A 12,946-nucleotide genomic window follows, 5' to 3' on the forward strand; every position below is an offset into this window, starting at 1 on the left:
CATCCTTCTCTCAACTTTTAATGTATATTATAGTTAATTAATGAATATTTTATTACATTATTATAAGGCATTTAAGCACCTTATAGTACTCAAATAAACTTCAATGTATATTAGTATACATTAATGAACAATATGTTTATATATCTACCATTTTTGCTCTGAATCATGGCAATACCGAAAGATGCAAGAATCAATCTGTCGCCAGAGGACATCCCCAAAAGATGGTACAATCTGGCATCCGATCTAACCGACCTCAAACCTCCTCTAAATCCGGGAACCGGCGAACCCGCCAAACCCTCAGATTTCGAGCCGATCTTCTGTAAGGAGATCATCAGGCAGGAAGGTTCGACCGAGAGATACATAGACATCCCCGAAGAGGTCCGCGACAACCTGATCTACCTGAACAGGCCCGCACCCCTTCAGAGGGCATACAGGCTCGAAAAGGCACTGAAAACCCCTGCGAAGATCTACTTCAAGAGGGAGGACATGAGCCCCCTCGGAAGCCACAAGGGAAACACCGCACTGGCACAGGCCTACTACAACGCCGAGGCAGGTATCCACACCCTGACCACCGAGACAGGTGCAGGACAGTGGGGAACCGCTCTCGCAATGGTCTCCAACCTCTACGACTTGGATACCACAGTCTTCATGGTCAAGGGAAGCTACATGGCAAAACCCCTGAGGAAGACCATCATCAACACCTACGGTGCAAAGATCTACGCCTCCCCCAGCGAGTACACCGAATTCGGAAGGAAGGTCCTCAAGGAGCACCCAGAAACATCTGGATCCCTTGGAATCGCCATCTCCGAGGCATGCGAACTTGCCGCGAAGGATCCTGGAACCAACTACTCTCTCGGAAGCGTGCTGAACCACGTCATGCTCCACCAGACCGTCATCGGTCAGGAGACCATGCAGCAGATGGAGATCGGAGAGATCACCCCCGACTACGTCGTAGCATGTACCGGCGGAGGATCCAACTTCGGAGGAATGGTCTTCCCCATGCTCGGAAAGAAGATCAGAGGAGAGGGATTCAAGGACACCCAGTTCGTCGCAGTGGAGCCCAAAGCGGCACCCAGTCTCACCGAGGGACAGTTCAAGTACGACTTCGGAGACACCGGAGGATTCACACCTCTGCTGATGATGTACACCCTGGGAAGCGAGTTCATCCCCAACGCGATCCACGCCGGAGGACTCAGATACCACGGAATGTCCCCTCTCGTATCCGCAGCATACGACTCTGGAAAGATCACTGCGAGATCCTACGACCAGACCGCGACTTTCGAGGCCGGACTGCTGTTCGCCAGGACTGAGGGAATCATCCCTGCACCGGAATCCTGCCACGCACTGAAAGGAGCGATCGACCTCGCACTCGATGCAAAGGCGAAGAACGAGGAGAAGACCATCGTGTTCTGTCTCTCCGGACACGGTCTGCTGGACCTGTACGGATACGAACAGTACATGGACGGAACCCTTCCCTCCTCGGACATCCACCAGTGAAACCAATTCTCCCCTTCGGGGGAGTTTCTGTCACAATATTATTATAGTGTGCCGTGCTAGCACGTAGCACGCAGGCCGGTTAATCATTAAGGTTATAGTATCCTGCGGATGATTCACAGACGTGAGCCTATGGAACTTGACGAACTCAGAGACGAGATCCGCAAAAGGGATGCAGAGATAATCAAGCTGATCTCAGAACGGACACAGCTGGCCATTCAGATCGGAGAGATCAAAAGAGCAGAGAGCCTGCCGATCAGGAACATCGAAGTCGAGAAAAAGGTCATCCAAAGATACATCGACGGAGGCGCCGAGAAAGGGCTCAGCAGCGAGGTCATGGAATCCGTTTCCAAAGCTCTGATCAAGGAAGCCGTCGATGCAGAGGCCAGCATCCCCATCAAAATGGTGCCCAAAGAGGTCGCAATCATCGGAGGTGCCGGAAAGATGGGTTCATGGACCGCCAACCTCCTGAGGGAATCGGGGCACAACGTGAAGATCATCGATCCCGCTGCCGACAACGGACTCACAATCAGAGATTGCAAAGGCTGCGACATCGTCATCGTGTCCGTACCGATCCACAAGGCCTACGAAACGATAACGGATCTGGATAGCATCTGCGGCAAAGACTGCCTGATATTCGACCTCACATCGCTCAAGACCCCGTTGGTCAAAAGGCTAAAAGCGATGTCCAAGACGCACAAGGTGTGCTCAATACACCCTATGTTCGGACCGTCCGCCACCTCGATGTACGGAAGGAACCTGATTATCTGCGACTGCGGATGCCAGAAGGCAGTGGACGAAGCCAAGGAACTGTTCGACGACAGGGGAGGCAACATCAGGGTCATGGATATCGAGGAGCACGACGGATACATGTCCTACGTCCTCGGACTGACGCATGCTGTCAACATAGCCTTGTTCACAGTATTGGAAAGGAGCGGTTACAGCTTCGAGGACCTGCTGACGGTATCCTCTACCACATTCAACAAGGGTCTGGACACCAACAGGTCCGTAGCATCTGAGAACCCGATGCTGTACTATGAGATCCAGCACATGAATCTGCACAGGGACGAGATGTGGTCCCTGTTCAGGAAAACGGTTAACGAACTGATGCAGAAATCATTGGATGATGACCCTGCGGGATTCATTGATATGATGAACGCAGGAAGAAAGTACTTTGAGAGTAGCTGACGTAGATTAAAATATAAAAGAAGATACAAAGGGGTGAGGCATCGACATGATGTATGGAAAGAGCATTCGTATGGAAAGGATTACCGACAGAAGGACCGGGAACGCGGTCATAGTACCCATGGACCACGGGATATCCGTCGGACCAGTGAACGGACTGATTGACATGAGGAAGACCGTCGATGACGTATCGAACGGCGGAGCCACCGCTGTCCTGATGCACAAAGGACTCATCAGATACTCCTACCGTCAGTCCGGAAGGGATGTCGGTCTGATCATGCACCTTTCCGCTTCCACGGACCTCGGACCCACTAGGAACAGCAAAGTCCAGATCACCACAATCGAAGAGGCGATCAAATACGGTGCGGACGCAGTTTCCATACACATCAACTTCGGTTCCGAGGATGAGCCCAGCATGCTCGAGCAGGCCGGAAAGATCTCAGAACAGTGCAACGACTGGGGAATGCCCCTCATAATCATGGCATACCCCCGCGGCCCCGAGATCAGAAACTCGTTCGACCCTGATGCCATCGCACACTGCGCCAGGGCATCATCGGAGATCGGTGCCGATCTCGTCAAGGTAAGCTACACAGGTGACATAGACTCCTTCAAGGAGGTCTGCAGAGGCGCACTGGCACCCATCGTCATAGCAGGAGGACCCAAGATGGAATCCGACATGGACATCCTGAACATGGTCCATGATTCGATAGAAGCGGGAGGCCACGGAGTGTCCATCGGAAGGAACGTCTTCCAGAACAAGAACGTCATGGGCATAACCAAGGCCATCTCCAGCATAGTCCTTGACGGATTCTCCGTCGAGGAAGCGGCCAAATTCCTTTGAGTGATGATGATGAAGAAACTAATCGTGAGAGCAGACAGATCCGACGACCCCTCCGTAAGAAGGGATTTCGTCACGAACGGACTGGAATCCGGTATGACCATGTTCATCCTCAGAAAGGAGGATGAGAACCTTGCACAGCTCGGAAAGATGGAGGTCATCTACACCGAGAACGGGAGGATCCTCGATGATGCATACGAGATGATAGACATCGACGACCCCGATTCCCAGAGCAAGGCCATGTCCCTTGCGGGAAAGAAGAAGGCCGTCATGGTCACCACCTCTGATTGGACGATCATCCCCTTGGAGAACATGATCGCTAAGTTCGGCGGGACCGGAACAGAAGTCTACACGGTCACATCCGATCCAGAGGACACCAAGCTCTTCCTTACCACCATGGAGAAGGGTGTGGACGGCATAGTCATAGATATCAAGGACCCTCTGATGGTCCGCAAGTTCGGTGACAAGCTATCCGCAACGGGGAAGGAGACGCTCTCCGAGGTAACGGTCACATCCATCAAAGCGGTGGAGATGGGCGACAGGGTATGCATCGACACATGCAGCATGATGGTCCCCGGAGAAGGGATGCTCATAGGCTCATACTCCAACTGCCTCTTCCTCATCCAATCTGAGAGCGAGGAGAACGGATACGTCGCCAGCAGGCCCTTCAGAGTCAATGCCGGCGCGGTACATTCATACATGGAGGTCCCCGGAGGAGGTACAAGATACCTCTCAGAGATCAGCGCGGGTGATCCCGTACTACTCTGCGACAGGGAGGGCAACACCAGGGTCGCCTCGGTAGGCAGATGCAAGATAGAGAAGAGACCTCTGCTCATGGTCACCGCGACCGACGGCAAGAGGGAATACACGGTCATGCTGCAGAACGCCGAGACCATAAAGATGGTCGGACCCGAGGGCGCCAAATCGGTCACCAAGGTGGTCGTAGGCGACAAACTCTTGGCAAAACTGGACACCGGAGGAAGACACTTCGGAATGGCCATCGAAGAGACCATCTCGGAGAAGTAAATGAAGATCTGTACCACTTACGGCTCCGCCGTCCCGCTGAAAAGGGATGCGGAGATGCATGAGATCCGCCTCGACGTATTCGACAGGATACCTGAAGGGGACGACAGGGATTTCCTGCTGACGCTGTGCGGCAACGACATTTCCTCCGTGCCCGAAGGCTTCAGAGGACTGGTCGATGTGGGCGACAGGGACATCAGGACCGAGTACAGGAAGATCAGGTCGATACATGATTTCGACCGTACTCCTTCAGCCGACGAGATAGTCTCGATGCTGTCAGAAGGGGATCAGGAGATCTCCAAGGGAGCGTTCAAAGCATCATCGTTCAAGGACCTCTGCTCCATCCTGGAAGCTTCTAAGAGATTGGACAGGAAGCACGTCCTTCTCGGGATGGGTCAGATCGGAGAGGTCACACGCATCAGACAGAAGATCTTCGGAAACGAGTTCACATTCGGCTTCGAGGGCGTCTCGACGGCACCCGGCCAACTAAGCGCCGACAGGATGAACGAACTGGGAGACGACTGCCAGCTGGTTGGTATCACAGGCCACCCCCTGTCGCATACCAAATCACCTGCCATGCAGGATGCTGCCATGAGGAGCGCGGGGATCAACGGGAAATACCTCGTGTTCGACTCACCTGACCTTATGGGGCTCGAAGAGGTCATCAGAGGCTACGATATCAGAGGACTCAATGTCACGATTCCCTACAAACAAGAGGTGATGCAGCATCTGGACAGTATCTCGGGACCTGCGGAGAAGGTAGGTGCCGTCAACACCATAATCAACGATAACGGAAGACTCATCGGAGACAACACCGATGTGATAGGGATCGAGTATGCGCTCCTGGATGTCCCCCTCAGGGACAGAAAGGTCCTGATCATGGGTTCTGGAGGCGCAGCGAGGGCAGCAGCTTATGCCTTGGATTCGCTTGGATGCAGACTGTCGGTCTCCGGAAGAAATAAGGAAACAGTCGCATCGGTATGCGATGAATTCGGATGCGAACCTCATACCGGCGATGTGAAGGGATTCGACATCATCGTCAACTGCACACCCATAGGGTTGGTCGAAGGCGATTATCCCTCGGACATCTCCACCCTTACAAAGGAACAGACGGTGTTCGACATGGTCTACGGAAGAGAGACGGGACTCACATCAAAAGCTAAGGCCACTGGCTGCAGGCTGGTGGACGGAAAGGAGATGCTGGTCGGCCAGGGTGCGGCATCATTCAGGATGTGGTTCGGCAAGGAACCCGACTGCGACATAATGAGAGGTGCGTTGGAATGACTGGTCACGGAGTATCATACGGGGCCATATCGGTCATGAACGCCATACCCTGCGGCATAGGGGCGACGATAGGCATCGAACTCAAGACAGAAGTGGATTTCGCACCCGCCGATTCCACCAGGATCACACTGGTGGACAGGCCTAACACGAATGACGGCCTTGTCAGGACATGTGTCGCCAGGACGCTTGAGGCTCTCGGAAAGGAACCTTTCGATTACGAACTCACTGTCAGGACGGACATCCCGCCGTCGATGGGGCTCAAGAGCTCCAGTTCTGTCTGCAACGCAACCATATCTGCGGTGCTGGACCATTTCGACGAAGAATGGGAACCTCTCAGGGTTATCAGGCTAGGCGTGGAATGCGCCAAGGAATGCAAGGTCACCATCACCGGTGCATTCGACGATGCCTGCGGATGCCATCTTGGAGGTCTGGTTGTCACGGACAACTCCAAGAACGAGCTACTTTCCAAGACAGATGTCCCCAGATACGATGTCGTGATCTGCGTTCCCGATGACTCCATACCTAAGAGCAAGGTCCCTGTGGAGAAGTACATGGAACTGCGTGAGAAATACGAATCCATGGTCCCCGGAATCAGGGGCGATTACCTGAGTGTCCTGAACACCAACGGTTCGCTGGTCGGATCGATCATAGGGATTGAAGATCTGCCCGAAAAGGCGATGAAATCAGGTGCACTGGCTGCAGGGGTCTCAGGAACCGGGCCGGCGGTCGCCATCGTCGCTAAGGAAGGGGATGGGGAGCGCATCGCGGATGCCATGGGATGCAAGACCATCATCACTTCGGTCAGATCCGACATAACATTCAACGGAGGAAAGGTGCTCGGAAAGGTCACCGTTCCCCCTTCCAAGAGCTATACGCACAGGGCGATCATCATGGCAGCCCTTTCCGGAGGAAGATGCGTCATAACCAATCCGCTTCTGTCCTTCGACACCCTGGCCACTGCGGATGCGGTCAGGAACATGGGTGCTTCGGTAATTATCGAGGATGACCAACTCACCATAGAGTCCAACGGACTTCACGCACCGGACAGGACTATCGATGTTCTGAACTCAGGCACCACCATGAGGCTTATGACAGGGATCGCCGCGTTGTTCGACGAGGAAGTCACAATCACCGGCGACGAATCGATCAGGAAGAGGCCCATGGGTCCGCTTCTGGAAGCTCTTGAGGGATGCGGGGTGACATGCGACTCCAACGAAGGAAAGGCACCTATCAGAATCAAGGGTCCAGTCAAAGGCGATACGATAAGGATCGACGGAGGCATGAGCTCTCAATTCGTTTCCTCGATGCTCATGATGTCCCCGCTGGTCGGCAGACCTATGGACATCATCCTCGAAGGGAACCTTGTATCGAAACCGTATGTCGACATCACAATCTCCATGATGCAAAGCTTCGGAATCTGCATCGTCAGGACTCCCGAAGGCTACCATGTGGAGCCGCAGAGCTACAGGCCCTGCGACTACAGGGTACCGTCCGACTTCTCGTCCTCAGCGTTCCCGCTGGTCGCAGGAGGGCTGTCGGGGAGCGTATCCGTGGACGGCCTGGATATGAACGATCCCCAAGGGGACAAGAAGATCGTGCAGATCCTCAAGGATGCTGGTTGCTTCATAACGGAGAGCAACGGCGTGATCACGAGCTCCATCAACGGGAGGCCGATGGCCTGCGATATAGATCTCTCCGATATACCCGACCTATTCCCTATAGTTGCGGTGCTGATGAGCACGGCGGAGGGAAGGAGCCGTCTCTACGGAGCGCCCCAGCTCAGATTCAAGGAGAGCGACAGGATCGCCTCGGTGGAGAAGATGCTCAAGACCCTCGGAGCGGATATCGCCGGTACGGATGACGGGTGCATTATCAACGGCGTGGAACGCCTTAAGGGCGGAAAGATAGAGCATCACGGGGACCACAGGCTCTTCATGGCGGCCGCGGTCGCATCGTTGATATCTGATGGACCCGTTACCATGCCCAACGACGGATGTTGGAACGTGTCGTACCCAGGCTTCGTGGAGCAGATGCGTTCTATAGGTCTGAGATGATCCCATGTACTCCCTCGGAAACAGATTCAAGATAAGCCTGTTCGGCAAGAGTCACAACGACTGTATTGGCTGCATCGTGGAAGGTCTCCCGATAGGTATGGAGATCGACTTCGACAGGATCCAGGAGGAACTGGCGCTCAGGAAACCTTCCGAAGGGATAGGTACCCCCAGGAAGGAACCCGATGCAGTGGTTTTCGAGGAGGGAGTCACAAACGGGAAGGTATCGTCCCGCTATGTGCTGCTGAAGATAATGAACACCAACAGGAACTCCTCTTCCTATTCGGGATTCAACATCACGCCCAGACCCGGACATGCCGATTATCCCGCATTGATGAAGTTCAAGGATTTCGATGTCGCCGGAGGGGCCCAGTTCTCGGGAAGGATGACCGCTCCGCTCGTTGCCGTGGGAGCTATGGCCAAGCAGTGCCTCGAATCGGAAGGCGTAGGCATAGCCGCATACTCCAAGCAGATCCATTGCGTCAAAGATGAAGCGGAGCACAACTTCGACAGCATCCGCGGTTCCAGAAACTACAAGACCCGTGCCATCGACGATACGTTCGACCGTCTGATGAACGATGCTATAGTGGACGCCGCCAAGGAAGGCGACAGTGTCGGAGGTGTCGTAGGATGTTCCATAGTAGGGCTGCCAGCAGGTTTCGGAGGCATATGGTTCGATGCGCTGGACGTATCGCTCTCCAGAGCGATGTTCTCCATACCTGCGGTGAAAGGTGTGCAGTTCGGCAAGGGTTTCGACCTCGCCTACATGAAGGGTTCCGAAAGCAACGACCAATACTGCATGAAAGACGATAAGATATCCGCTATGACCAACAACATGGGCGGGATCTGCGGAGGCATGTGCGACGGTCTTCCGGTGACGTTCGATGTCGCTTTCAAACCGACACCATCCATCGCCAAGGAACAGAGGACCGTCAATCTGGAGAAGATGGCCGACGACACCGTACAGATCAAAGGAAGGCACGATCCCTGCATAGTTCCCCGCGCGGTCGCCGTCGTCGAGGCCATGGCCGCCATTACAGTGCTGGACCAAAAGCACTCATTCTAATCTCACAAGGGAGAACCTAGTCATATTCTCCTTGTTATCCTCTACATTCTCGTTATCGAGATAGAGTCCGTAATGCTCGCCGGCATCCCTCCTGCATACGGCCGCAGAGCCTTCAGGAAGCTCACCTTTGGAAAGCATCTCGGCCGCATATGCGGTGTCCTCGCACTCGATCATCTCTGCACCGGGGTAGAGCCTCTTCAGATTGTTCTGGGACTGAAGAAGGGCTTGGATGTGTGAGACCAGCGCAGTCACTTTGTCATCCTTGTTCCTCTTGAAGACACAATGGTGTATGGGGGACCACATCAGGTCCAGTTCCTTCAAGTTACGGACTCCGAGCTTGGCGACACGGGATTCTTCGACGATGCCCGCGAACTTGTTCTCCACCGCGAGTACACCGTATTCGATCCTGCGGGCCACCAATTCATCCATGACCCTCTGAGCAGACATCAGGGGAACGAGCTCCACATCATGGAGGTCGAACTTTTTGGAGAATATCATGGCCATCTCCTCACTGTTGGAGAATGGGATTCCCATATAACCGACCCTGATGACCTTGGACATGTCTACCGGGATTCACATCCCCGATTCATACTTTAAAGGATTGCTTCCAACAATTTTGTTGTAGGTCCTTACGATTAGCACAGGTCCATCTTCTCCAACATCCATCTGAAAGATCTGATCTTCCTAGCAGACACGTCCTGGAAATGGCCGCCCTTATTCCATTCCAGCACTGTATTGCCGGGACCTATCTGTCTGGAGAGTAGTCCTTCCTGTTCCGCGATACGGTCAGCCACCTTGGACATCCTTTGATTCCTGGTCATGGACTCCTTCTCTCCCATGCTCAGGTATGCCTTGGAAGCCTTGAAGGAATTCCCTTCGATGAAATCATCCCATCCGTCAAACCATACTGACGGAGATGCCGCGCAGCATCCTTCGAATCTGTCTGACTGATAGCAGGCCCAGAGGGAGAACAGTCCTGCCAGGGAGTACCCGCCTATCACATACCTGCTGCACCCTATCGCAGGCATCATACTGCCGACGATATAGGACAGCGTATCCTCGGCCCCGTCGCCGAATCCCTCGTCCCCGAACGCGGGAGCTGCCTCCCATGGGGACAGCTCCTGATTCCAATCGCCTACCTTCAGAGCTGCGACCTTCGCCTCAGGGATGGATTGCATCAATTCATTCAGGGAACCTTCATCGAAATCTGCGAAGAATGTGATCACACAGATATCGCTGGCACTATCAGTCATACGCACCTCGCGGCCATCGATCTCCCTGGTGATGATATCCATGTTACTCACGGACAGGAACGCCGACTTAATATGAATACTACCCGACAGATTTATGATATGGACTCTTTACATGGCTTGACAAGACACATGTCCAAAGCAGTAGAGAACGAGTTCAAATTCACCACAGACCGCATATCCGACAAACGGGCGATAATGGATAGTCTCGAGTCTTTCCTGGAGGGCCATGATGTCAAGTACAAGGTCAGGACCAGATCGTCGGTGGACACATACTACGATTCCAAAGAACTTGATCTTTATCGCTCAGGCTGCAGTCTCAGGAACAAGGCATCCTCTAAAGGGAAGTTCAAACTCACGGCGAAGAGACCTATCTCCAACGAAAAGGGTGTCATGTCCAGGGAAGAGATTGAGGATAGCTCCGACGGGAGTTTCAGATCGCTTGAGGCCTTCGGGAAAATGGTATTCCCCGGAGTCAAGATACAGAAACAGCCTGTTCTGACCCTCAAATCCGAGCGTGTCGCATTTTATTACATCGACGAAGGCAACGAGATCATGCTGTCCCTCGACGTCTGCAAGTATGTCTCGGGAGACCTTTCCAAAGACTTCCTGGAGATTGAGATTGAATTCATGGGGGACAGCGCAGAGAACGGTTTCGACAGCCTCGGCCTTTCACGTTTCGTGACCGATAAACTTCGCTTCGAATCCGTCACCAAAAGCAAGTATCAGAGGGGCATGGAGTGGATATCCTCCGCGAATGCACAAATATGAGCAACACATCAAGTGCTCCGGTGCAAAGATGGTAACATTCCTTCCATTCGCCGGATACAGACCGAATCTCAGCAACGGAGAGCACGAGGTGGACCGCATCTCGCCTCCATACGATGTCATCAGCGACGATTATCTCAAGGAGCTTCAATCGCATCCCCATAACGTCACCAACCTCACCCTCAAGCAGGATGCGGACAAGAGATACCATTCCGCCAGGAAGGAACTGGACTCTTGGATCGAGTCCGGCGTTCTGAAGCAGGACGAGGATTCTTTCTACATCTACGAGCAGACCTTTGACGACAACGGCACACAGCGCGTCCGCACCGGGATCGTCGGTATTCTGAAGACCGAGAAGTACGAGGAAGGCAACATCATCCCCCACGAGGAGACTTTCTCCAAGGTCAAGGCGGACCGTCTCAACCTTCTCAGGGACATGGAGGCCCACCTTGAGTCTATTTTCGGAATTTTCGAGGGGCTCACACCGGAACTCAACAAGAAGATCAATGACAACGCCAGGCTCATCTACATGTACAAGGACGATGCCGGTGTGGAGCACAAGTACTACAGGCTCTCCGACAAGGACATCTGCAGTGAGATCTCAGAGCAGCTGAAGGATCAGAAGATGCTCATCGCTGACGGACACCACAGATACGAGACCGCTCTGAACTACTCCTTGGAGAACCCCGGGAACGAGAAGAAATCCTTCGTCCTCGCGACATTGGTCGCTTCGAACAACGAGGGATTGGTCATCTGGCCCACGCACAGGATCATCGACACCGAGAACATCTCCGAGAAAAATGCGATCAAGGGAATCTCTGCAGCGCTGAAGACCGAAGAAGTCAGCAGAGATGAGATGGAATCCAAGCTTAAGGACCACATGATGGGAATCATGTTCAGGTCCGGAAAGTGCCTTCTAGCCGACTACAACAGCAGTGACGACCCCATGTGGAAGCTCGACACCTACGTCGCTCAGGAAAAGATCCTCAAGGGGGTTTACAAATCCGACGAGGGCAAGGCAACGATCTCCTACGATGCCGAGTACGACTCCGTGAAGAAGCAGATGGATGCCAACAAGCACGATGCCGCCATCATCCTCAACGAGCCCAAGCTCCAGACCATTTGGGACCTCTCCATGATCGGAAAGAGGATGCCCAAAAAGACAACGTTCTTCTTCCCCAAGATCTGGTCAGGATTCGTATTCTACCTGATGAGATGAAACCAAGGGGCGATGCCCCTGTTTTCCTTTTCAGTCCTTTACGTGTGACAAAAGCTGCTCATAAGCCTGCTGCGTCAGCTCGTCCGATCCCTGGTTGAATGCATAGTACTTTCCTTCATAGAGGAGGAAGATGCAAGGCTTCACCTGTGTGTAAGATGCGAGTTTGTAGCTGCCGAACACATCATTCTTGAAGGTGCCGCTGCATATCGTCGGGGTACCGTATCCCGCTATGCGCTTACCCTTGTCGAAATCTAAATCGATGTCCAAATCCTCTATCGACTCGTATTTGAAATGATAATTGAACATCGGGGCCTGTATGTGGACCTCGTCGTCCAGGAACTCCACATCGACCACTTCCTGAGAGAACTGACTGACACCCAAGGCGGTCATCGGGACGATGGCCAATAGTGTGAAGACCATGAATATCGCCGCTTTGGAAGAGGGACTTCTCTCCACGAACTTCTTTGCCATGGCCCTTTCCGGCATCACACAGCCTGCGATTATTATGATGATCGAGACGACGATCAGGATTATCGCTATGATGAAATTGGACAGGATCGCACCCATGGCGATTCCAAGGATCACGCACCCAATCGCCATATAGAAACCGACATAGGAGCACGCATTGACCCTCTCCTGTTCGGACATCGAGGTCCAATCGATTCCGTTGATCCACCTGTAACCCTTTCCTTCGAGGTAGAAATAGACGCCCATAATCACACATGGATACACCACCAGAATCCCTATGACAGGCAGTAAGGCATCCAT

The 12,946-nt window shown here is 53.3% G+C and carries 12 protein-coding genes; 9 read left to right on the forward strand and 3 right to left on the reverse strand.

The features are described 5' to 3' along the window. Window positions 1-165: 165 nt before the first annotated feature. From E7Z62_07010 to aroC, 7 genes are all read left to right on the forward strand, one after another. Window positions 166-1,497 carry a TrpB-like pyridoxal phosphate-dependent enzyme gene (locus tag E7Z62_07010; protein ID MBE6522851.1) on the forward strand — a complete coding sequence of 444 codons (1,332 nt, stop codon included), beginning with the start codon at window positions 166-168 and terminating at the stop codon, window positions 1,495-1,497. A gap of 108 nt (window positions 1,498-1,605) precedes the next feature. After that, window positions 1,606-2,682, forward strand: a complete 1,077-nt coding sequence (locus E7Z62_07015; protein MBE6522852.1) for a prephenate dehydrogenase/arogenate dehydrogenase family protein — start codon at window positions 1,606-1,608, stop codon at window positions 2,680-2,682. A 46-nt stretch (window positions 2,683-2,728) separates the two neighbouring features. Continuing rightward, window positions 2,729-3,520 carry a fructose-bisphosphate aldolase gene (locus E7Z62_07020; GenBank protein ID MBE6522853.1) on the forward strand — a complete coding sequence of 264 codons (792 nt, stop codon included), beginning with the start codon at window positions 2,729-2,731 and terminating at the stop codon, window positions 3,518-3,520. 3 nt (window positions 3,521-3,523) lie between these two features. Further along, entirely contained in the window at window positions 3,524-4,543 is a 1,020-nt protein-coding gene (locus E7Z62_07025; GenBank protein ID MBE6522854.1) for a 3-dehydroquinate synthase, read from the forward strand. Beyond that, window positions 4,544-5,824, forward strand: coding sequence for a shikimate dehydrogenase (aroE, locus tag E7Z62_07030; GenBank protein ID MBE6522855.1), 1,281 nt, complete (start codon window positions 4,544-4,546; stop codon window positions 5,822-5,824). Then, entirely contained in the window at window positions 5,821-7,878 is a 2,058-nt protein-coding gene (aroA, locus tag E7Z62_07035; GenBank protein ID MBE6522856.1) for a 3-phosphoshikimate 1-carboxyvinyltransferase, read from the forward strand. The genes aroE and aroA overlap by 4 nt, the downstream gene beginning before the upstream one ends. 4 nt (window positions 7,879-7,882) lie before the next feature. Further along, window positions 7,883-8,941, forward strand: coding sequence for a chorismate synthase (gene aroC / locus E7Z62_07040; GenBank protein MBE6522857.1), 1,059 nt, complete (start codon window positions 7,883-7,885; stop codon window positions 8,939-8,941). On the opposite strand, the gene E7Z62_07045 is transcribed toward aroC, so the two are convergent. After that, window positions 8,933-9,502 carry a chorismate mutase gene (locus E7Z62_07045; protein ID MBE6522858.1) on the reverse strand — a complete coding sequence of 190 codons (570 nt, stop codon included), beginning with the start codon at window positions 9,500-9,502 and terminating at the stop codon, window positions 8,933-8,935. The two genes, aroC and E7Z62_07045, sit on opposite strands and share 9 nt — an antisense overlap. Before the next feature lie 74 nt (window positions 9,503-9,576). Beyond that, window positions 9,577-10,236, reverse strand: a complete 660-nt coding sequence (locus tag E7Z62_07050; protein MBE6522859.1) for an esterase — start codon at window positions 10,234-10,236, stop codon at window positions 9,577-9,579. Window positions 10,237-10,266: 30 nt separating this feature from the next. Between E7Z62_07050 and E7Z62_07055 the strand changes: the two genes are divergently transcribed. Next, window positions 10,267-10,962 carry a CYTH domain-containing protein gene (locus E7Z62_07055; GenBank protein ID MBE6522860.1) on the forward strand — a complete coding sequence of 232 codons (696 nt, stop codon included), beginning with the start codon at window positions 10,267-10,269 and terminating at the stop codon, window positions 10,960-10,962. Window positions 10,963-10,990: 28 nt separating this feature from the next. After that, on the forward strand, window positions 10,991-12,178 hold the full coding sequence (locus E7Z62_07060) for a DUF1015 domain-containing protein (protein MBE6522861.1): 1,188 nt from the start codon (window positions 10,991-10,993) through the stop codon (window positions 12,176-12,178). 30 nt (window positions 12,179-12,208) lie between these two features. Here E7Z62_07060 and E7Z62_07065 read toward each other — a convergent pair whose 3' ends face one another. Then, window positions 12,209-12,892 carry a hypothetical protein gene (locus tag E7Z62_07065; GenBank protein ID MBE6522862.1) on the reverse strand — a complete coding sequence of 228 codons (684 nt, stop codon included), beginning with the start codon at window positions 12,890-12,892 and terminating at the stop codon, window positions 12,209-12,211. Window positions 12,893-12,946 lie beyond the last annotated feature (54 nt).

Source organism: Thermoplasmata archaeon, from assembly GCA_015063285.1.
Lineage (GTDB): Archaea > Thermoplasmatota > Thermoplasmata > Methanomassiliicoccales > Methanomethylophilaceae > Methanoprimaticola.